This window comes from Kitasatospora sp. NPDC002040 (genome assembly GCF_040296785.1).
GTDB lineage: Bacteria > Actinomycetota > Actinomycetes > Streptomycetales > Streptomycetaceae > Kitasatospora.
The window spans coordinates 286609-305644 of the sequence record NZ_JBEOXV010000001.1 but is presented as its reverse complement, the minus strand read 5'-3'; the positions used below and the strand labels follow the sequence as shown (position 1 = coordinate 305644).

The window sequence follows — 19036 nt, the reverse complement described above, 5'->3', positions numbered from 1 at the left end:
CTCCCGGCAGGGGAACGGCGAAGGCCCCGGGTGAATCACCCGGGGCCTTCGGTCTGTGCGCTCAGCAGGATTCGAACCTGCAACCTCTTGATCCGTAGTCAAGTGCTCTATCCGTTGAGCTATGAGCGCTCGGGCGACCCAACGTGCGGGCCGCAGAGCGGTGGTGCGTGGTGCGCTCAGCAGGATTCGAACCTGCAACCTCTTGATCCGTAGTCAAGTGCTCTATCCGTTGAGCTATGAGCGCTCGCCCCGTGCGGCCTGGGCCTTGCGGGGCGGTGCGGAAGCAACATTACATGACCCTCGACCTGGGGCGAAATCGATTGCCCCGGGCTACGACAGGAGCCCCGCCGGTCGATGACCGGCGGGGCTCCAGTGGCGGAGGCTGAGGGATTTGAACCCTCGATGGGCTTGAAGGCCCAAACCGCATTAGCAGTGCGGCGCCATAGACCGGACTAGGCGAAGCCTCCTCCACGACGGACCGCACCGACCAGCGGTGCACTCCGTGCGACTGAGATGATGCCACAACCCCAAGGCCTGACACCAACCACCGACAACGTTACCGGCCGGGTCGTCCACGGCGCAAAGAAGAATGAGATACTCCAGTCTCCCGAGGAGAGCGCGAGCCGCCGGTCGCACGCCGTGACACAAGCCGTGAGGAGCCCTGTCGACGTGAGCAGCAGGCCGATCCGAGGCGCTGCTCGCCTCGCCGCCATACTCGACGCACTGCCCGACGCGCTGCTGCTGGTGAACAGCAACGGCACCGTCGTGGACGCCAACTCCGCTGCCGTCCAGGCACTCCAGACCCCCGGCACCTCGCTGGTCGGGATGGGCGTGCTGGACCTGCTGCCCGAGTTCGACCCGAGCCGGATCCCCGGCTCGATGCGTCCGGCCCCGCGCGAGCCGGAGGGCCTGGACCGGCCGGTGCGGATGACCGCCCGGCGCACCGACGGGTCGACCTTCCCGGTCGAGGTCTCCGGCAACGACTTCACCGACGACGGCGAGGAGCGCGGCGGCTCCGGGTACAGCACCTTCTACCGGGACGCCTCCTCCGCCGACGAGCTGCTGCTCCTGCTGGTCCGCGACCTGAGCAGCCGGCTCGGCGTCGAGGCCGAGCTGCGCCGTCAGCACAAGCAGACCGAGATGATCCTGCGGGCCGCCGCCGAGGGCGTGCTCGGGGTGGACCTCGAAGGCCGCGTGGTGCTGGTCAACCCGGCCGCCGCGCACATCCTCGACTACCGGGCCAGCGAGCTGGGCGGCCGCGAGCTGCACCCGCTGATCCAGCACTCGCAGGCGGACGGCAGCCCGCTGGCGCTGGAGGGCTCGGCCCTGCTGGACACCCTGACCTCGGGACGCAAGCACCGGGTCCGGGGCGCGGTGCTCTGGCGCAAGGACGGCGGGCCGGTGACGGTCGACCTGACCACCGCCCCGGTCCGGGACGGCGACCAACTGGTCGGCGCGGTGATGACGTTCACCGACCGGACCAGGGAGCTGGCCCTGGTCGCGCGGAACGAGCACCTGACGGCCGTGCTGGAGAGCGAGCTGGGCGGCGCCCTGGAGACGCTGCACCGGCGGATCGACGCGCTGGCCGCCGACCCGGCCGGACAGCTCTGGCCCGAGGCCAACTGGACCCTGCGGCGGCTGGCCGACGAGTGCCGCCGGTTCGGCACGCTGATCGACGGGGTGCTGGCCCACCAGCGGTTCGAGACCGAGGCCGAGGCGGGCCTGCAGGAGCTGGACCGCGGCCCGGTCGGCCTGGACAAGGTGGTCCAGCGCGCCGTCGAGCAGGCCGGCGAGCTGGTCGGCGCCGGGCGGGTCAGGTACTCGGTGCACGCCGCGCCGGTCGAGGTGGTCGCCGACCGCGAGCGCCTCGCCCAGGCCCTGGCCCACCTGGTGGCGGACGTCAGCGGCGTCGGGCTCTCGCTGGAGAGCCCCGCGGCTGCCCCGGGCAGCCCGGACGGTCCGGCCGAGGCCCCGATGGTGGTGCTGGCCGCCGCCCAGCGCGGCGAGGTCGCCCGGATCGAGGTCCGCGGGCCGTCCAGGACCGCCAACCCGGTCCACCTGCCGATCGCCCGGGGCACGGTGGAGCGGCACGGCGGTGTGCTCCAGCGCCACGAACTCCCGTCCCGGGCCGGCACCACGTACGTGGTGGAACTCCCGCTCGACCCGGCCGCCGTGGCCAGGGCCGGGGCGGAGGGGCAGCGCAGCGTCCCCAAGGAGACCGACACCGCGATGCTCCCGGACCTCCCCGAGGTCCCGCCTGCCGACGCCAAGGACGCCGAGCAGGCGGTGGACGGCGCGGGTGGCGGAAAGGGTCGCGACCGCAGGACGGCCGAGGCCGAGCCCGCCGCCGAGGTGACCGGCCGTCAGCCGGACGGTGCCGAGCAGCAGCCCGCGACGGAGCGTCAGGACGAGCCCGCCAAGGGCCCGATCGCGCTCGGGCCGGGACCGGAGGCCCCTGCGGCCGAGCCGGCCCCCGAGGAGGAGACCGGGCGCGGCGGACGCCGGCGCCGGAGCCTGCCGGAGTCCCTGTCGATCCCCGGGGTGCCCGACCCCGGCACGCCGGTCTACCCCGGCCTCGAACTGGCCCTGCCCGAGGTCCCGCCGAAGCCGGTCGAGCCGCCCGCCGTGCAGCCGACCGGACGGCGCCGCCGGCTCGCGCTGCCCGCGCAGCCGGAGACCGCCCCCGTGCCGGAGGCCCGCCGGGCGCTGGAACTGCCCGCTGCGGAACCGGTGTCGGAGCCGTCGTCGGAGCTCGCGGTGGCCGGGCCCGAGGCCGCCCCGGCGGCTCCGGTCGCCCCCGAGCAGCCGAAGCCGGTTGGCAGCGGGTTGGGGGAGCTGGCTCCGCCGCGCCCGCTGGGCGGATTTGCGGGGGCGTTCCCGAACGCCTTCCCGCAGCAACCCGCGCCGGTCGAGCGCCCGGCCCTGCCCGGTGCGCCGGAGCAGGTCGAGGAGAACCCCGCGCTGGTCGATCCCCGTACGCACTCCCGGCCGACCCCGGAGCCCGTCCCCGAACCCGCCCCCGCCGAGCGGGTCCCGGCCCCGGTGGTCACGGTCCCGGCCGAGGATCCGCCCACCATGGTGGTGCCGACCGTGGACGGCGGCCCGCGCCGGCTGCTGGTCTGGCCCGAGCCCGACCCGTCCACCAAGCAGGCGCTCCAGGACCGCGGCTACCGGCCGGTGATCGTCCGCTCCCGCGAGGAGGTGGACGCCCAGGTCTCCGCGTACCCCGCCGCGCTCTTCGTCGACCCGCTGACCGGGCCGATCACCCGCACCGCGCTCCAGTCGCTGCGCACCGCCGCGCTCAACAGCCGGGTCCCGGTCCTGGTCACGGCCGGCCTCGGCCAGGCCACCAGGGACGCCGGGTACGGGGCCGATCCGGCCGTGCTGCTGCGGGCGCTGGCGCCCAAGGACAGCGAGAACCACTCCTCCCGGGTGCTGCTGGTCGAGTCCGACCCCGACATCGCCGCCGCGCTGATCGCCAGCCTGGAGCGGCGCGGCATGCACGTCGAGCACGCCACCGACGAGAACGACGCCGTCTCCCGGGCCAGCAGCGTGCAGCCCAACCTGGTGGTGATGGACCTGCTGCAGATCCGGCGCCGCCGGGTCGGCCTGCTCGACTGGCTGCGCGCCAACGACCGGCTGCACCGCACCCCGCTGGTCGTCTACACCTCGGTCGACCTCGACCCGCAGGAGCTGCCGCGGCTGCGGACCGGGGAGACCGTGCTCTTCCTGGCCGAGCGCTCCACCTCCGAGGACGTCCAGTCCCGCATCGTCGACCTGCTCGGCCGGATCGGCTCCCTCGCCGAGGTGAGCACGTCCCGCTGACGCCGGGTCGGGCTGCGGCCGGGGGCCCGGGGCGGCGCTGACGCGCGACTCCGGGCCCCCGGCCGCAGCCGGCTGCTCACTTGCCGAGCAGCGTCACGTCCAGGTCGTCGGCGGCGTACTGGGCCCGGATGACCTTCTTGTCGAACTTGCCGACCGAGGTCTTCGGGACGGACTCGACGATCGACCAGCGCTCGGGGAGCTGCCAGGCGGCGATCCGCTCGGCCAGGAAGGCCCGCAGCTCGGCCAGGCCGACGGTCGCGCCGGGCCGCAGCACCACCGTGGCGAGCGGGCGCTCGCCCCACTTCTGGTCGGGCACCGCGACCACGGCGGCCTCGGCCACGTCCGGATGGGCCATCAGCTGGTTCTCCAGCTCGACCGAGGAGATCCACTCGCCACCGGACTTGATCACGTCCTTGGCCCGGTCGGTCAGGGTCAGGTAGCCGTCGGGGGTGATGGTGCCGACGTCGCCGGTGCGCAGCCAGCCGTCCGGGCTGAATTTGTCCTCGGGCCGCTCGGGCTCGTTGCCCGCGCCGGCGAAGTAGGCCCCGGCGATCCACGGGCCGCGCACCTCCAACTCACCGGCGGCAAGGCCGTCGTGGGGCATCCGCTCGCCCCCGGGCCCGATCAGCCTGGCCTCCACCGAGGCGGGGAACAGACCCTGGCTGACCCGGTACGGCCACTCCTGTTCCGGCGTCAGCCCGGCCGGGGGCTGGGCGAAGGAGCCGAGCGGCGAGGTCTCGGTCATGCCCCAGGCGTGCACCACCCGGATGCCGTGCCGCTCCTCGAAGCCGCGCATCAGCGCGGGCGGGCAGGCGGAGCCGCCGATGACGACCATCCGGATCGAGGAGGTGTCGTAGGAGCCGGCGTCGAGCTCGTCCAGCAGGCCGTTCCAGATGGTCGGCACGGCGGCGCCGACCGTCGGCTTCACCCGGTCGATCATCTCGGCCAGCGGCTTGGGCTGGAGGAAGCGGTCCGGCATCAGCAGCTTGGCGCCGGACATGAAGGCGGCGTACGGCATGCCCCAGGCGTTCACGTGGAACATCGGCACCACCGGCAGGGCGATGTCACGGGCCGTCAGGGCGAAGCTGTCGGCGGAGTTGACCTGCATGCAGTGCAGGTAGACCGAACGGTGGCTGTAGGCAACGCCCTTGGGGTCGCCGGTGGTCCCCGAGGTGTAGCAGAGCGCGGCGGCCCGGCGCTCGTCCAGGTCGGTCAGCCAGGGGTAGCCGGTCGGCCGGTCCGCGATCAGCGCCTCGTAGTCGTGCACCCGCCCGGCGAAGCCGTCCAGCAGCGAGCGGTCGCCGGGGCCGTTCACCACGATGTGCTTGAGCGTCGGGTTGAGCTGCGGGAGCACGGCCGCGAGCAGCGGCAGCACGCTGCCGTCGACCAGGATCGCGTGGTCGGCGGCGTGGTTGACGATGAACGCCAGCTGGTGCCCCGGCAGGCGGAGGTTGAGGGTGTGCAGCACCGCGCCCATCGACGGCACCGCGAGGTACGTCTCCAGGTGCTCGGCGTTGTTCCACATCAGCGTCGCGATGACGCTGCCCTCGGTCGCGCCCAGCTCGTCCCGCAGCGCGTGCGCCAGCTGCCCGGCCCGGGCCCCGACCTCGGCGTACGTACGGACCACCGGTCCGGTACCGTCCCAGGTGGTGACGGTGGAACTGCCGTGCAGGGTCGAGCCGTGCGTCAGAATCCGGGCCACGTTGAGCGGTACGTCCTGCATCGTGCTGAACACGCGGGTCCTCCTTGACCGGGCGGGGCAGGGCAGCCCGCCCCTACTACTGGCGAGTAGTGCGATGCTGCTCGGCCCCGATTCTGTCGTCAAGGCACCGGGCTGTCAGCGGCCGAAGTCACGTCCTCACCGGAACCAGTACCGGACCCCGCCGTTCTTGGAGCAAGTCCCGCGGAAGTTCGCCGCATCCGAGATGTCGCCGTTCCTGCAGACGGCCGTCTGGCCCGGCACGGTCGGGGTCAGGCCGTGGTCCCAGCCGCATTCACCGGTGGTGTGCCTCGCGCAGGTACCGCCCCGGGTCGGATCGGCGGTGGTCGGCGAGGCCGTCGCCGTGGTGGGCGCGGGCGCCGGCACCACGGACCGGGCGGGTGTGCCGGTCCGTGTGGGGGTGGGCGTGGGCGACTCGGTGGCCTCGGCGACGGACGGGCTCGGCGGCGTGGCCGGCCCCGAGGGGGCGGGATCGCAGGCTGCGGCCGCGAGGGCCAGGGCGACCAGGCCGGTCCAGAGCACCGGCGACAGTACCCGCGCCGGTACCCGGGCAGTTGATCCACTCTTCACTTCTGACTCGACCCTCGGTTCCGTTCACCAGCAGCTGTCGTTCAGGTCTACCAACGGCTGCGGGCGGCGGGGCAGGGGCGAAGGTCTGGTCCCCGGCGCCGAAGGGCCCGGGTTCAGCCGACCGGGCCGTCCAGTTGGTTGCGGTCGACGGTGAGGGTGGCGCCGGCCCAGGTCTCCTGGACGTTGCCCTGGTACTGGTGGACGCGTTGGTGGTCGGGCCAGTGGGACAGGTCGGGGACACCGGCTCCGGCGGTGTCGGCGCGGCCGTCCCAGCGGGCGTACCAGACCGCGTCGGGGAGCGGGGAGCTGCCCGCGCGGGCGGCGGCGACCAGGTCGGCGACGCCGGAGTCCGCGCTGGAGTAGAAGCCGGACCGGAAGCCGTCCTGGTGCAGCCGGTGGGTCCAGGCGACGGTGAAGTCCATCACCGCCTGGGCACAGGCGCGGTCGCCCCGGGGGTAGGACTCGATGTCGAGGTAGACCGGGCTGCCGGGGCCCAGGCCGAGGGCGCGCAGGGCGGCGGCAGCCTCGGCCGCCTCGCTCCGGCCCTGCTGGACGGCGGTGGCGGCGTCGATCCGCCGGGGCTTGTTGCCCAGGGTGCTGCACGGGGCCTGGAGGCCGACGTGGGTGGGCAGCAGCTGCCAGCCCATCGCGGTGACCTGCCGGACCCAGTCCGCGGTGAGCCGGGGCTGCGAGCAGCCGCGCTGACCGCCGCTCACGTAGATGCCGACCGCGCCGTACGGGGAGCCCTGCTTCCAGGCCGCCATGGTCTCCAGCGGCGGGGCGGTGCAGGCGTCGAACCCGGGCCCGGCGAAGACCTTGCCGGTCGCCCGCGGCCCGATCCGCAGGTCCTCGGCGAGCACGGTGGCCCGGAGGGTGTCGGGGGGCGGTGCGACGACCCGGGCGGCCGGCTCGTTCGCTGCGGCGGGCGCGGCGTCGGGCAGCCCGTCGGTGGCCAGCAGCAGGACCAGCGAAGCCGCGGTGAGGGCAGCGGGGCCCAGGTAGCGCATCACCTCTAGATACTGACCGATCGTCAGACGAATACCGGCGTGGCCCGCCGGGTTCACCCGTCCGCACCTGCCGCGTCATGCGCTTGCCTGCCCGACGGTCCTTACGCGAGACTGCTCGCCATGTCCAGCGTCGACCTGTCCGCAGTGCCCACCGGCCACTCCCCCGCGGCCGCACCGACCGCCCCCGCCGCGCCCGCCGGCCCGACCGGCACCGCCCGGATCCCCGCGCCGGTGCTGTGCGTGGTGGCGATGTTCACCGTGCAGCTCGGCATCGCACTGTCCAAGCCGCTGTTCGGGCAGCTCGGGGTCGGCGGGGCCACCTTCCTGCGGCTGGTCTTCGCGGCGGCGGTACTGCTGGCGCTGACCCGGCCCCGGCTGCGCGGGTACGGTCCGCGCGAGCTCGGCTCGACCGCGCTGCTCGGGCTGGCCTCCGCCGGGATGACGCTGCTCTTCGCCGGGGCGGTGGACCGGCTGCCGATGGGCACCGCCTCGACCATCGAGTTCCTCGGCCCGCTGGCGGTCGCGCTGGCCCTGGCCCGCCGACTCACCCACCTGCTCTGGGCGCTGCTGGCGGGCGGCGGGGTGGCCCTGCTCACGCTGCTCGGGGAGGGCGGGAACAGCGGCGGCGGGCTCGACCCGGTCGGGCTGGCCTGTGCCTTCGGTGCGGCCGCCTGCTACGCCGGGTACATCCTGCTCACCGACAAGGTCGGGGCCAGCTTCCACGGCTTCCAGGGGCTGGCGGTCTCACTGACCGTCAGCGCGGTGCTGGTGGCCCCGTTCGGGGCGGCCGAGGCGTGGCACGGACTGGCCGGCTCGGACTCGCCCTGGCTGCTGCTGCTCGCGGTGGCGGGCGTGGCGCTGCTGCTGCCGGTGATTCCGTACGTGCTGGAGATGGCCGCGCTCCGGCGGCTGCCGCAGCGGGTGTTCAGCGTGCTGGTCAGCCTGGACCCGGCGGTGAGCGCGCTGATCGGCCTGCTGGTGCTGCACCAGCTGCTCGGGCCGGCCCAACTGGCCGGGATCGCCTGCGTGGTGCTGGCCAGCCTGGGCGCCACGCTCACCGGCCGACGCTAGCGCCCGCCCCTTGAATGCCCGCTTGAACGCCGCTTGAGCACGCCCCGTGAACGCCCCGTGGGCGGCGCCGTCGTGCGGCGCCGCCCACAGAGGTGTGTGCGATGAACCGGGAGTGAGTGACCCTCTCCACCCCGAACGGCTCGGTCGGTCGGTCGTGCGGCCGGGTGCTCAGCTCACCCGTACCCGCTCCCGCTGCCCGGCGCCCCCGCCGAGCGGTGCGGGACCACTCAGTGGAAGACCGGCGCGAAGACGAAGTTGAAGTCCCGGTTGCCCTGGTCGCTGAAGATGAAGCCGGTGTTGTCCTTGACCTGGAAGTTGTTGTTCTGGTTCGACGCGCCGGAGCCGGTGGCCACCTGCTGGGTCTGGTTGTAGTTGCCGGTGACGGTGCCGAAGATGTTCCCGCTGCCGACGTTGGACACCACGCTGCTGTTGGAGCCGTCGCCCGCCAGGGCTCCGTTGTCGGCAGCGGCGGCGCCGGCGCCCACGAGCAGCAGACCGGCTGCGAGCGGGGCGGCGACCAGCAGGCCGACCAGTCGGGTGGTGCGAGTGCGAGCCATGTAAAGCCTCCAGATAGCTGCTGCTGTACATCAGGTAATGCGCTTACTGCGTGCAGAGTTCGCGGCCAGACGAACTACTGCGGTGGCTGCGACGCCGAGCACCAGGTTTCCTTAACAAATCGACAAAGCGCCAGCACCGCCCGACCTTTTCGCCCATTAGCGTGACGTAACCCGCGATCCGCATAGTGCGGGAATAGCCGGTTCGTAGGCAGACACACCGCCACCCACCTGCGGCTTCCCCCGAACGGCGGCGGCTCGGCCGGGACCTCGGCCCGGCGCGCGGCCCGGGTCGGTCACCTGCATCGCGCCACCCCGGCGCACTGAATCCTGTGCACGCCCCTTCCCGGTCCGAACCGGCCATTCAGGCCGGGCTATTCGGCCACCCCCGATATGCATAGGACAGTGATTTAAATGACAGACAGTATGTCAACTCTCGCCGCCGGAACTCCCGCCGTCCCCCCGGAAGGCACTTGACAGAATCGCCCCGCTTCTTTGGCCGGGGCGCGTCGGGACACCGTTGAATCGGGCTACACGGCCCGTCGGGTCATCGAAATGGCAAGGAGAATCGGCCATGGCAACCACCTTCGGCGACGGCACCGACGTGCATGCGGGTGCCGCCGGGGAGTTCTCGCTCGGCGGGGACCTGACGATCCGCCGGATGGGATACGGCGCGATGCAGCTCGCCGGCCCCGGTGTCTGGGGACCGCCGCGGGACCGGGAGACCGCGCTCGCCGTGGTGCGCCGTGCGCTCGAGCTCGGGGTCAACCACATCGACACCAGCGACTACTACGGCCCGCACGTGGTCAACGGCATCATCAAGGACGCCATCCACCCGTACCAGGACGACCTGGTGATCGTCACCAAGGTCGGCGCCCGGCGCACCCCGGAGAAGGACTGGCCCGCCGCGCTGAAGCCGGCCGAGCTGGTGCAGGCCGTCCACGACAACCTCGACCACCTGGGCCTGGACCGGATCGACGTGGTCAACCTGCGGATCGTCGAGGAGGGCGGCGGCCTCGGCCCGAACGACTCGATCGAGGAGCCGTTCACCGCGCTGGCCGAGCTGCGTGAGCAGGGCCTGATCCGCCACCTGGGCGTCAGCAACGTCACCGCCGCGCAGTTCGCCGAGGCCCGCACCATCGCGCCGGTGGTCTGCGTGCAGAACGAGTACAACGTGGTCCAGCGGGACGACGAGGAGCTGCTCCGGCTGTGCGCCGCCGAGGGCATCGCCTTCATGTCCTTCTTCCCGCTCGGCACCTACACCCTGCGGCACGAGAAGCCGGCCGGCCAGGACGCCAAGGTCCCGCTCGCCACCCCGCTGGACAACCGCGCGCTGGACGTCGTCGCCGAGCGCCACGGCGCCTCCGCCTACCAGATCGCACTGGCCTGGCTGCTGCACCGCTCCCCCAACCTGGTCTGCATCCCCGGCACTTCGTCGGTCGCGCACCTGGAGCAGAACATCGCCGCCGCCGCGGTCAGGCTCACCGCCGAGGACCTGGCCGAGCTGGACACCCTGCAGGCCTGAGCCACCTCACCCACACTCCAACGCGAACCGATCGCGGTACTGCCGAAGGGAACACGCTGTTGTCCGCCTCTGACCCGATTCTCGAATTGCCTTTCGATGTCCGGCCCGATCCGGAGGAGTTCCTGCGCGCCGCGATCAAGTGGCACTTCTCGCCCGAGACCGGGTCGCCGTTCTGGCTCCGGCTGGCCGAGACGCTCGACTTCGACCCGCTGACCGAGATCCGCAGCTTCGAGGACCTGTCCCGGTTCCCGAACGTGGCCAACTCGCTCCGTGACGTCCCGGTCGAGGAGCTGATCCCGCGCGGGTACGGCCCCAAGCCGGAGATCACCGGCATCTACGACAGCGGCGGCACCACCGGCGCCCCCAAGCGCGTGGTGATGCTCCGTGAGTGGCTCGACATCCTGGTCGAGCACAGCAGCGCCCAGCTGGACGCCCACGGCGTCCCGCAGGACGTGAACTGGCTGATGGTGATCCCGTCCGGACCGCACATGGTCGGCGAGACCTTCCACCAGCTGGTCCGCCGCCGGGGCGGGCTGGCGTTCACCGTGGACGTCGACCCGCGCTGGGTGAAGAAGCTGATCGGCCGCGGTGAGAAGGCCGAGGCCGAGCTCTACACCGAGCACCTGATCGACCAGCTGGCCTTCACGCTGGAGTCCCAGGAGATCGGGGTGCTGATGCTCACCCCGCCCACCCTGGAGCGCCTGAGCCGCCGGGACGACCTGGTCGCCCTGGTCCGCAAGAAGGTCAAGGCGATCATGTGGGTCGGCACCCAGCTCGACCCCGACACCCGTGACCTGTACCGCACCGAGCTCTTCCCCGAGGCGGTCTTCGTCAGCGGTTTCGGCAACACCATGACGCTCGGTCACGTCACCGAGCGCCCGGGCCTGACCGACGACGAGCCCTGCGTCTACGACCCGTTCTCCCCGTACATGACGTACCGGGTGATCGACGAGGCGACCGGCGAGTCCGTCCCGTACGGCGAGCGCGGCCGGGTGGTCATGCACTACGTCGGCAAGAGCCTGTTCCTGCCGAACAACCTGGAGCGGGACTACGCGACCCGGATCCAGCCGGTCGAGGGCCAGATCGGCGACTCGATCGCCGACGTCGCCCCGGTCAAGGAGTTCGACAACGAGACCGTGATCGAAGGGGTCTACTAATGGCGCCCGAGCCGATCGCGCTCGACGCGCTCGGCCCGGCCGGGCCGTACCGGACCCGCAAGCGGGCCACCATCCCCGATGTGACGGGCGCTCCGTTCGCCGAACTCAGCATCGTGCCACGGCTGTTCGTCACCCGGGCGATGGCCGCACTGCGGGCCGGCAGCAACCTGCCGGTCGAGCAGCGGCTGGCCGCGATGGCCCGGGCGGCGGAGATCTTCCGGCACGGCGAGGTCGCCGGGCTCTCGTACGACCAGTACGAGTACTCGGTCAGCCGGGTCTCCGGCGTCTCCCGGCAGGCCGTCAGGTCCGCTGCCGACGAGATCCACAACGCCGCGCTGAAGGCGCACTTCGCCACCTTCCAGGCCCGCCCCGGCGGCGCGGTGGCCGACTGGCGCGACCCGCTCACCCGGACCGGGCGCGCGGTGTGGACCAGGCGCGGCGAGGTCTTCGCCGTGCACGCGGCCGGCAACCACCCGGCCCCGCACGCGCTCTGGCTGGAGGCACTGGCGCTCGGCTACCGGGTCGCCGTCCGGCCGTCCCGGCGCGAGCCGTTCACCCCGCACCGGCTGATCCTGGCGCTCCGTCAGGCCGGTTTCGCGGACGACCAGGTGATCCTGCTGCCCACCGACCACGACGGCGCCGACGAGGTGCTGCGCGCGGCCGACCTGGGCATCGTGTACGGCGGTGACACGGTGGTGCGCAAGTACGCCAACGACACCACCGTGCTGGCCCAGGGCCCCGGCCGGTCCAAGACGCTGATCACGGCGGACACGGACTGGCGGGAGCACCTCGACACCATCGTGGACTCGATCAGCCACCACGGCGGCGTCAAGTGCATCAACACCACCGCGGTGCTGGTCGAGGGTGACCCGGGCCCGCTGGCCGAGGCGATCGCCGAGCGGCTGGCGGCCATCCCGGTGCTGCCGCCGGAGCACCCCGAGGCGGTGCTGCCGGTCCAGCGGACCGACTCCGCCCGGACCGTCTCCGACTACCTGCTCAGCCAGGCCAAGGGCAGCACCGCCCACCTCGGCGGCGACGGCGTGCTGGCCGAGCTCGGCGACGGCAGCGCCGCGCTGCGCCCGGCGGTGCACCAGCTGGACCGCTGGGACAGCGGTCAGCTCGACATCGAGCTCTCCTTCCCCTGCGTCTGGGTGGCACCCTGGACGCCGGCCGACGGGGTCGCGCCGCTGCGCCACTCGCTGGTGCTGAACGCCTTCACCAAGGACGAGGCGCTGATCGACCGGTTGCTCGACGAACCCACCGTCAGCAACCTCTACCTGGGCGACCACCCCACGTACTGGATGGAGCCCGGGGTGCCGCACGATGGCTTCCTCGGCGACTTCCTGATGCGGAGCAAGACCGTCATCCGGGACTGAGCACCACCGCGAAAGGGCGGCCTCCCCACCGGGGAGGCCGCCCTTTCGCCGTTCAGCCCCGGCCGTGCGGGGTGAGGAACCCGGCCGGGTCGGGCCCGGCCGCGACGATCCGGGTCGGGTTGATGTTGTCGTGGACGGCGTAGTAGTGCCGGCGGATGTGGTCGAAGTCGACCGTGTCGCCGAAGCCGGGGGTCTGGAACAGGTCCCGGGTGTAGCCCCAGAGCGCGGGGTACTCGATCAGCTTGCGGACGTTGCACTTGAAGTGGCCGTGGTAGACCGCGTCGAAGCGCACCAGGGTGGTCCAGAGCCGGATGTCGGCCTCGGTGATGGTGTCGCCGGTCAGGTAGCGACGCTCCGCCAGGTGCTGCTCCAGCTGGTCCAGGCGGTGGAACAGCACCTGCACCGCCTGGTCGTAGAAGGCCTGGGTCGGCGCGAAACCGGCCCGGTACACCTGGGTGTTGACCTCCTCGTAGGTGACCGCGTTGAGCGCGTCGATCTCCGCCCGCAGGTGCTCCGGGTAGAGGTCGGGGGCGCCCTCGCGGTGCAGCGAGCGCCACTCCGTCCCGAGGTCCAGGGTGAGGTTGGCGAAGTCGTTGCTCACCAGGTGCCCGGTCCGGACGTCCACCAGGCCGGGCACGCTGACGCCGCCGGTGTAGTCCGGCTCGGCCGCCAGGTAGGCCTCGCGCAGGGCGTGGATGCCGAGCACCTCGTCCACGCCGCCGGCGTTGCCGTTCTCCTCGGTGAACACCCAGTGGTACTCGCCGTCGATCATCTCCTGGATCGGCGAGGTGACGGCGAGCGAGATGGCGTCCTCCAGGCCGAGCAGCCGCCGGGTGATGATCACCCGGTGCGCCCAGGGGCAGGCCAGGCTGGCCACCAGCCGGTAGCGGCCGGCCTCCACCGGCCAGCCGCTGCGGCCGTCGGCGGTCGGCCGGGAGGTGAAGTGCTGCGGGGCCCGGACGTGCTCCTTGGCCTCGGTGCTCATGCTGTCCTCTTCTCGGTTGGGGATCTGCTGTGCTGCCGTCAGTCCAGGCCGAGCGCGGCCAACTGCTCGGCGAACGGGACGAGTTCGTCGTTCGTACGAACCGGTGCGGCGTGGCCGAGCGCGGCCGCCAGCTCGGCGGCGGCCCGGTCGATCCGGCCGGCCAGCTCCTCGCCGCCGGCCTCCGCGCCCGAGCCCCAGTCCGGCGAGGCCGCGAACACGGCGGTGGGCAGGGTCGCGGCCCGCAGGTGGCTGAACATCGGCCGCAGTGCGTGCTCCAGCACCAGCGAGTGCCTGGCCGAGCCGCCGGTGGCGGCCAGCAGCACCGGCTTGCCGACCAGCGCGGTGCGGTCGAGCACGTCGAAGAAGGACTTGAACAGCCCGCTGTAGGAGGCGGTGAAGACGGGGGTGACCACGATCAGCCCGTCGGCCGCCGCGACCGCCTCCAGCACCTCCCGCAGCGCGGGCGACGGGAAGCCGCTGACCAGGTGCTTGGCGATGTCCACGGCCAGGTCCCGGAGTTCGACCACCCGGGTCCGCACCGGCAGCAGCCGCCCGGTGGCCCCGGCCAGCCGGTCGGCCAGCAGCCGGGTCGAGGACGGCTCGCTCAGGCCCGCGGCTATCACCACCAGCTTCATCGGGCCCCCGCTGCCCGGGCCGCCCGGGCCGCGTGGGTCGGGCCGGCCGGGACGTCGGCCGGGCGGCCGAGCGCGAACTCCTTGCGCAGCACCGGCAGCACCTCCTCGCCCAGGATGTCCAGCTGCTCCAGCACCGTCTTCAGCGGAATACCGCCGCTGTCCATCAGGAACAACTGCCGCTGGTAATCGCCGAAATGCTCCCGGAAAGTGAGCGTCTTCTCGATGATCTCCTGCGGGCTGCCGACCGAGAGCGGGGTCTGCTCGATGTACTCCTCCAGGGCGGGACCGCCCCGGTAGACCGGCGAGTTGTCGAAGTACGGCCGGTAGGTGCGGATCGCGTCCTGCGAGTTCTTCTTCATGAAGATCTGGCCGCCGAGACCGACGTACGCCTGCTCGGCGGTGCCGTGGCCGTAGTGCGCGTAGCGGGTCCGGTACAGCTCGATCAGCTGCTGGAAGTGCTGGGTCGGCCAGAAGATGTGGTTGGCGAAGAAGCCGTCGCCGTAGTACGCCGCCTGCTCGGCGATCTCGGGGCTGCGGATCGAGCCGTGCCAGACGAACGGCGGCACCCCGTCCAGCGGGCGGGGCACGGCGGTGAAGCCCTGCAGCGGGGTGCGGAAGCGGCCCTTCCAGTCGACCGACTCCTCGCGCCAGAGCTTGTGCAGCAGGGCGTAGTTCTCGATCGCCAGCGGGATGCCCTGGCGGATGTCCTTGCCGAACCAGGGGTAGACCGGGCCGGTGTTGCCGCGGCCCATCATCAGGTCGGCCCGGCCGTCGGAGAGGTGCTGGAGCACCGCGAAGTCCTCGGCGATCTTCACCGGGTCGTTGGTGGTGATCAGCGTGGTGGAGGTGGAGAGGATCAACTTCTCGGTGTGGGCCGCGATGTAGGCCAGCAGCGTGGTCGGCGAGGAGGTCACGAACGGCGGGTTGTGGTGCTCGCCGGTGGCGAACACGTCCAGGCCGACCTCCTCCGCCTTGCGGGCGATGGCCACCATCGCCTTGAGCCGCTCCTGCTCGCCCGGCGGCCGGCCGCTGTGCGGGTCGGGGGTGAGGTCGCCGACGGTGAAGATCCCGAACTGCATGTCACTCTCGTCTCGTCTGTAGGGGGTTGGGAACGGCCGGAAGGGCGGACCCGGCTCACGCCGGGCCCGCCCCGAAGTCCTGTGCGCCGCGGCCGCGTCAGTCGGCGATGCCGCGGGAGGCGATCACGCGGCCGATCCTGACCCGGACCAGCAGCTCGGGCGCCACCCCGTTCCGGGCCCCGAACTCCTCGGCGCGGTGCGCGCCCATGTAGCGGCCGCCGATCGCCCCGGCCCAGCGGCGGAGCTGGACCGGGTCGTCGGCGACGGCCGCCACCCCCTCCAACTGCACGAAGGCGAAGGGGGGTTGCTCGTCGTCCACGCAGATGGTGACGCGCGGGTCCCGGAGCAGATTGCGGGCCTTGACCGAACCGGGACCGCAGTTGAAGAGCAGCTCGTCGCCGTCCAGGACGAACCAGACCGGCACCACGTGCGGGCGGCCGTCCGCCCGGACGGTGGCGAGCTTCCCGGTGCGCGTCCCGGCGCTGACGAAATCGCGCCACTCCTCCTGCGTCATCTTCTCCATACCGTCAATCGTGGGCGGTCCGGAAATGCCTGGGAAAGCGTGGAGCGATACTCCGTCAACTCGGCCTGGGGCCCGGCCCGGCGCGGTGGGGAAGACCGCGCCGGACCGGGCCGGGGGAAGCGGGCCGGGCCACCGGGGGAAGTGGCCGGCCCGGGTGGCTCAGCGGGGAGTCGGGGCGGGTCGGCCGACGATCTCCAGGACCACGGAGGTCCAGTTGAAACCGCCGCCGATGCCCGTCATCAGCACCCGCTGGCCGGGTTCGAGCAGCCCTTGGTGGGCCAGGTGGTCGAGCGCCCCGAACTGGTCGGTGGCGCCCACGTGTCCGGTCTCCACGGCCCACTGCCACGGAGTCCGCTCCAGCGCGATGCCGAGCGGGTCGAGGGTCTCCCGCTTGACCATCTCCAGACCGAAGTTGGGCATGATCACGTGCTCGGCGTCGGTCGGCCGGATGCCCGCCTCGGCGCAGGCCGCGGTGGCGGTCCGCACCAGCGCCGCGTCCATCAGCTCGACCACCCGGGACAGCGGCAGCTCGCGCGCCGCGAAGTCCCTGGTGCGGTCGATGATCCGGACCGGGTGCTGGGCCGGGTCGGAGTTGGCGGTGAACGGCAGGCTGCCGCGCTGCATGCCCTCCAGCTCCGGGTGGGCCACCGTGACCGAGGAGACCAGCCGGGCGAAGCCGGGTCGGCGGGAGAGCACCAGGGCGCTCGCGCCGTCGCCGAAGATCAGCCCGGGGTGCATGTGCCAGCGGTCCCAGACCGGGGCCTCGAACCGGTCCGAGGCGGTGATCAGCGCCGCGCTCCGGTCGGTGCCGCCACGCAGGTGGCCGGCCGCCAGCTCGATCGAGCCGACCGCGCCGTTGGACAGCTGGCGGATCTCGAACGCGGTCCCCTCGCCGCCGATGATCCGGTGCTGGAGGTAGGAGCCGACGTTCCAGCCGTCCAGGCCGTTGAACCCGGCGGTGGCGTGCAGCAGCAGCCCGAACTCCCGGTCTGCCAGCCCGGATTGGGCCACCGCCTGGAGACCGGCCCGGACCGCCATCTCGGGCTGGGAGTCGTCCTCGCCCGCGATCGCCACGCTCACCATGCCGGTGCGCTCCTGCAGGGCCGCCTCGTACCGCCCGTCGGCGACCGCGTGGTCCACCGGCACCGGCTTGGGGTACCAGGAGCCGACCCCGTTGACGTACAGGTCCTCGTACTTCATCTTGCTTGCCTCCCTTGCCTGTTGGGGTCAGCTGCCGGCCGGGACGGCCGCGGCGAGCTGCCGCAGCACCTTCTTGTCGATCTTGCCGACGGCGGTGTACGGCATCTCGGCGATGATCTCCAGCCGCTCCGGCACCTTGAAGGCGGCCATCGCGTGCTCGGCGAACAGCCGCTTCAGGTCGTCGAGTCCGAGCTCGCCCCCGGCGTGCAGGGTGACGAAGAGACAGACCCGCTCGCCCATCGCCGGGTCCGGCGCGGCCACCGCGGCCGCCTCGGCCACCTGGTCGAGCAGCAGCACCAGCCGCTCCACCTCGTCGGCGGAGATCTTCTCGCCGCCCCGGTTGATCAGGTCCTTGATCCGGCCGGTGACCACGAAGTTGCCGCTGGCCGGGTCGATCCGGACCACGTCGCCGGTGCGGTACCAGCCGTCGGCGGTGAACGCCCGGGCGTTGTGCTCCGGCGCGGCGAAGTAGCCGCGCGGGGTGTACGGGCCGCGGGTGAGCAGCTCGCCCGGCTCGCCGGGGGCGACCGCGTGGCCGTCCTCGTCCACGATCAGGATCTCGTCGTGCGGGCTGATCGGCCGGCCCTGGGTGGTGGCCACCACCTCGGGGTCGTCGTCGAAGCGGGTGTAGTTGAGCAGGCCCTCGGCCATGCCGAAGGACTGCTGGACGTGGCAGCCGAGCTCCTTGACCGCCCGGCGCTGGTCCTCCGGGGCGAACAGCGAGCCGCCCACCTGGACCAGCTCCAGGCTGGACAGGTCCGGCTCCAGCTCGGCCACGGCGGTGGTCCAGTGCTGCACCACGGCCGGGACGGCGGCCACCGTGGTGACCCGCTCCCGGGCGATGGTGGCGAAGGCCGTCCGGGGCGACGGGGTGGGCAGCATGACGACCCGTCCGCCGACCAGCAGGGTGCCCAGGATGCCCGGTGAGGCGAGCGGGAAGTTGTGCCCGGCGGGCAGCGCCACCAGGTAGACCGTGTCCTGGTCCAGGCCGCAGACCAGGCCGCTCTGGCGGGCGTTGTACTCGTAGTCGTTGTGCGTCCTGGCGATCACCTTGGACAGGCCGGTGGTGCCGCCGGAGAGCAGGAAGAGCGCGACGTCGCCCGGCTTCGGGGCGACCTCGTCCAGCCGGCGGCGGCGGGCCTCGACGTCGCCCTCGACCACGGCCAGGGCCCGCAGGTCCACGTTGCCGGGGCGGACGTCGGAGCCGGCCACCAGGATCCGGCAGGGCCAGTCGAAGCCGGTCGCGACCCGGGCGGCGAGCGCCTGGTGGTCGTAGTCGCGGTTGACGTCGGGGACGGCGATGGCTGCCACCCGGGTGTGCGCACCCACACCGGAGAGCTCGTAGTCGCGGTGGGCCGGCAGCATCATCACCGGTGCCACGCCGATCCGGAAGCAGGCCAGCAGCAGGACCACCAGCTCCCAGCCGTTGGGGAGTTGGACCAGCAGGTTGTCGCCGTCCGCGAGCCCCTGGGCGGCCAGGTTCTCGGCCAGCGCGTCCGCGGTGACCGCCAGCTCGCGGTAGCTCAGCCTGCGCTCGCCGTCGACCAGTGCGGTCCGGTCGCCCCAGCTGTCCGCCCACTGCCACAGCAGCGCGCCGAGCGGCTGCTCCCGCCAGTAACCCTCGGCGACATAGGTGGCCTCGGCCTCCTTTGGCCACGACACCACTCCGACACGTTCCATGCTCTGCGTCCCCTTCGCCGAGGTTGTTACCAGAGGGCTTTCCGGCGCTCCGAATATCGTCCTCGCGATCCCCCCACCGCAATTCGATCATATTAAATACGTCATTTTGACATGGCGGCATAAATATAT

At 72.4% G+C, this 19036-nt stretch carries 15 protein-coding genes and 3 tRNA genes; 5 read left to right on the top strand and 13 right to left on the bottom strand.

What is annotated here, in order from left to right:
- Positions 1 to 56 precede the first annotated feature (56 nt).
- The 3 genes from ABT118_RS01450 to ABT118_RS01440 form a co-directional block, all read right to left on the bottom strand.
- Positions 57 to 129: transfer RNA gene (locus ABT118_RS01450), tRNA-Arg, on the bottom strand.
- 39 nt (positions 130 to 168) lie between these two features.
- Positions 169 to 244: transfer RNA gene (locus ABT118_RS01445), tRNA-Arg, on the bottom strand.
- Between the two features lie 129 nt (positions 245 to 373).
- Positions 374 to 467, bottom strand: a tRNA-Ser gene (locus ABT118_RS01440).
- Positions 468 to 669: 202 nt separating this feature from the next.
- Between ABT118_RS01440 and ABT118_RS01435 the strand changes: the two genes are divergently transcribed.
- A complete protein-coding gene (locus ABT118_RS01435; RefSeq protein WP_350644105.1) occupies positions 670 to 3825 on the top strand; it encodes a response regulator in 3156 nt (1051 codons plus the stop codon).
- A 76-nt stretch (positions 3826 to 3901) separates the two neighbouring features.
- On the opposite strand, the gene ABT118_RS01430 is transcribed toward ABT118_RS01435, so the two are convergent.
- The 3 genes from ABT118_RS01430 to ABT118_RS01420 all read right to left on the bottom strand — a co-directional run bounded on the left by ABT118_RS01430 (position 3902) and on the right by ABT118_RS01420 (position 7122).
- Entirely contained in the window at positions 3902 to 5560 is a 1659-nt protein-coding gene (locus ABT118_RS01430) for a long-chain fatty acid--CoA ligase (RefSeq protein WP_350644104.1), read from the bottom strand.
- A gap of 123 nt (positions 5561 to 5683) precedes the next feature.
- Positions 5684 to 6067: a DUF3761 domain-containing protein gene (locus tag ABT118_RS01425; protein ID WP_350644103.1), complete on the bottom strand. Its 384-nt coding sequence runs from the start codon at positions 6065 to 6067 to the stop codon at positions 5684 to 5686.
- 161 nt (positions 6068 to 6228) lie between these two features.
- Positions 6229 to 7122: a DUF1906 domain-containing protein gene (locus tag ABT118_RS01420; RefSeq protein ID WP_350645081.1), complete on the bottom strand. Its 894-nt coding sequence runs from the start codon at positions 7120 to 7122 to the stop codon at positions 6229 to 6231.
- A gap of 120 nt (positions 7123 to 7242) precedes the next feature.
- Here ABT118_RS01420 and ABT118_RS01415 point away from each other — a divergent pair, with 120 nt between their 5' ends.
- The gene (locus ABT118_RS01415; RefSeq protein ID WP_350644102.1) at positions 7243 to 8193 is read left to right on the top strand and encodes an EamA family transporter; all 951 of its coding nucleotides are present in this window, start codon (positions 7243 to 7245) and stop codon (positions 8191 to 8193) included.
- Between the two features lie 227 nt (positions 8194 to 8420).
- On the opposite strand, the gene ABT118_RS01410 is transcribed toward ABT118_RS01415, so the two are convergent.
- Positions 8421 to 8750 carry a hypothetical protein gene (locus tag ABT118_RS01410; protein ID WP_350644101.1) on the bottom strand — a complete coding sequence of 110 codons (330 nt, stop codon included), beginning with the start codon at positions 8748 to 8750 and terminating at the stop codon, positions 8421 to 8423.
- 571 nt (positions 8751 to 9321) lie between these two features.
- Here ABT118_RS01410 and ABT118_RS01405 point away from each other — a divergent pair.
- The 3 genes from ABT118_RS01405 to ABT118_RS01395 all read left to right on the top strand — a co-directional run bounded on the left by ABT118_RS01405 (position 9322) and on the right by ABT118_RS01395 (position 12805).
- On the top strand, positions 9322 to 10272 hold the full coding sequence (locus ABT118_RS01405) for an oxidoreductase (RefSeq protein ID WP_350644100.1): 951 nt from the start codon (positions 9322 to 9324) through the stop codon (positions 10270 to 10272).
- An 86-nt stretch (positions 10273 to 10358) separates the two neighbouring features.
- Positions 10359 to 11429 (top strand): AMP-binding protein, encoded by a 1071-nt coding sequence (locus ABT118_RS01400; protein WP_502884449.1) that lies wholly within the window; start codon positions 10359 to 10361, stop codon positions 11427 to 11429.
- Positions 11429 to 12805 (top strand): aldehyde dehydrogenase family protein, encoded by a 1377-nt coding sequence (locus ABT118_RS01395; RefSeq protein WP_350644098.1) that lies wholly within the window; start codon positions 11429 to 11431, stop codon positions 12803 to 12805. The genes ABT118_RS01400 and ABT118_RS01395 overlap by 1 nt, the downstream gene beginning before the upstream one ends.
- A 52-nt stretch (positions 12806 to 12857) precedes the next feature.
- Here the strand turns inward: ABT118_RS01395 and ABT118_RS01390 are convergent, their stop codons facing one another.
- The 6 genes from ABT118_RS01390 to ABT118_RS01365 all read right to left on the bottom strand — a co-directional run bounded on the left by ABT118_RS01390 (position 12858) and on the right by ABT118_RS01365 (position 18907).
- The gene (locus tag ABT118_RS01390) at positions 12858 to 13790 is read right to left on the bottom strand and encodes a glutathione S-transferase family protein (protein WP_350644097.1); all 933 of its coding nucleotides are present in this window, start codon (positions 13788 to 13790) and stop codon (positions 12858 to 12860) included.
- Between the two features lie 38 nt (positions 13791 to 13828).
- Positions 13829 to 14425, bottom strand: coding sequence for a CE1759 family FMN reductase (locus tag ABT118_RS01385; protein ID WP_350644096.1), 597 nt, complete (start codon positions 14423 to 14425; stop codon positions 13829 to 13831).
- Positions 14422 to 15504, bottom strand: coding sequence for an LLM class flavin-dependent oxidoreductase (locus ABT118_RS01380; protein ID WP_350644095.1), 1083 nt, complete (start codon positions 15502 to 15504; stop codon positions 14422 to 14424). Before ABT118_RS01380 ends, ABT118_RS01385 begins: the two co-directional genes overlap by 4 nt.
- 97 nt (positions 15505 to 15601) lie before the next feature.
- The gene (locus ABT118_RS01375) at positions 15602 to 16027 is read right to left on the bottom strand and encodes a PPOX class F420-dependent oxidoreductase (RefSeq protein WP_350644094.1); all 426 of its coding nucleotides are present in this window, start codon (positions 16025 to 16027) and stop codon (positions 15602 to 15604) included.
- Positions 16028 to 16186: 159 nt separating this feature from the next.
- Complete coding sequence (locus ABT118_RS01370; protein ID WP_350644093.1) at positions 16187 to 17227, bottom strand: ketoacyl-ACP synthase III family protein; 1041 nt, start codon at positions 17225 to 17227, stop codon at positions 16187 to 16189.
- 27 nt (positions 17228 to 17254) lie between these two features.
- Positions 17255 to 18907 carry a (2,3-dihydroxybenzoyl)adenylate synthase gene (locus ABT118_RS01365; protein ID WP_350644092.1) on the bottom strand — a complete coding sequence of 551 codons (1653 nt, stop codon included), beginning with the start codon at positions 18905 to 18907 and terminating at the stop codon, positions 17255 to 17257.
- Positions 18908 to 19036: the final 129 nt, after the last annotated feature.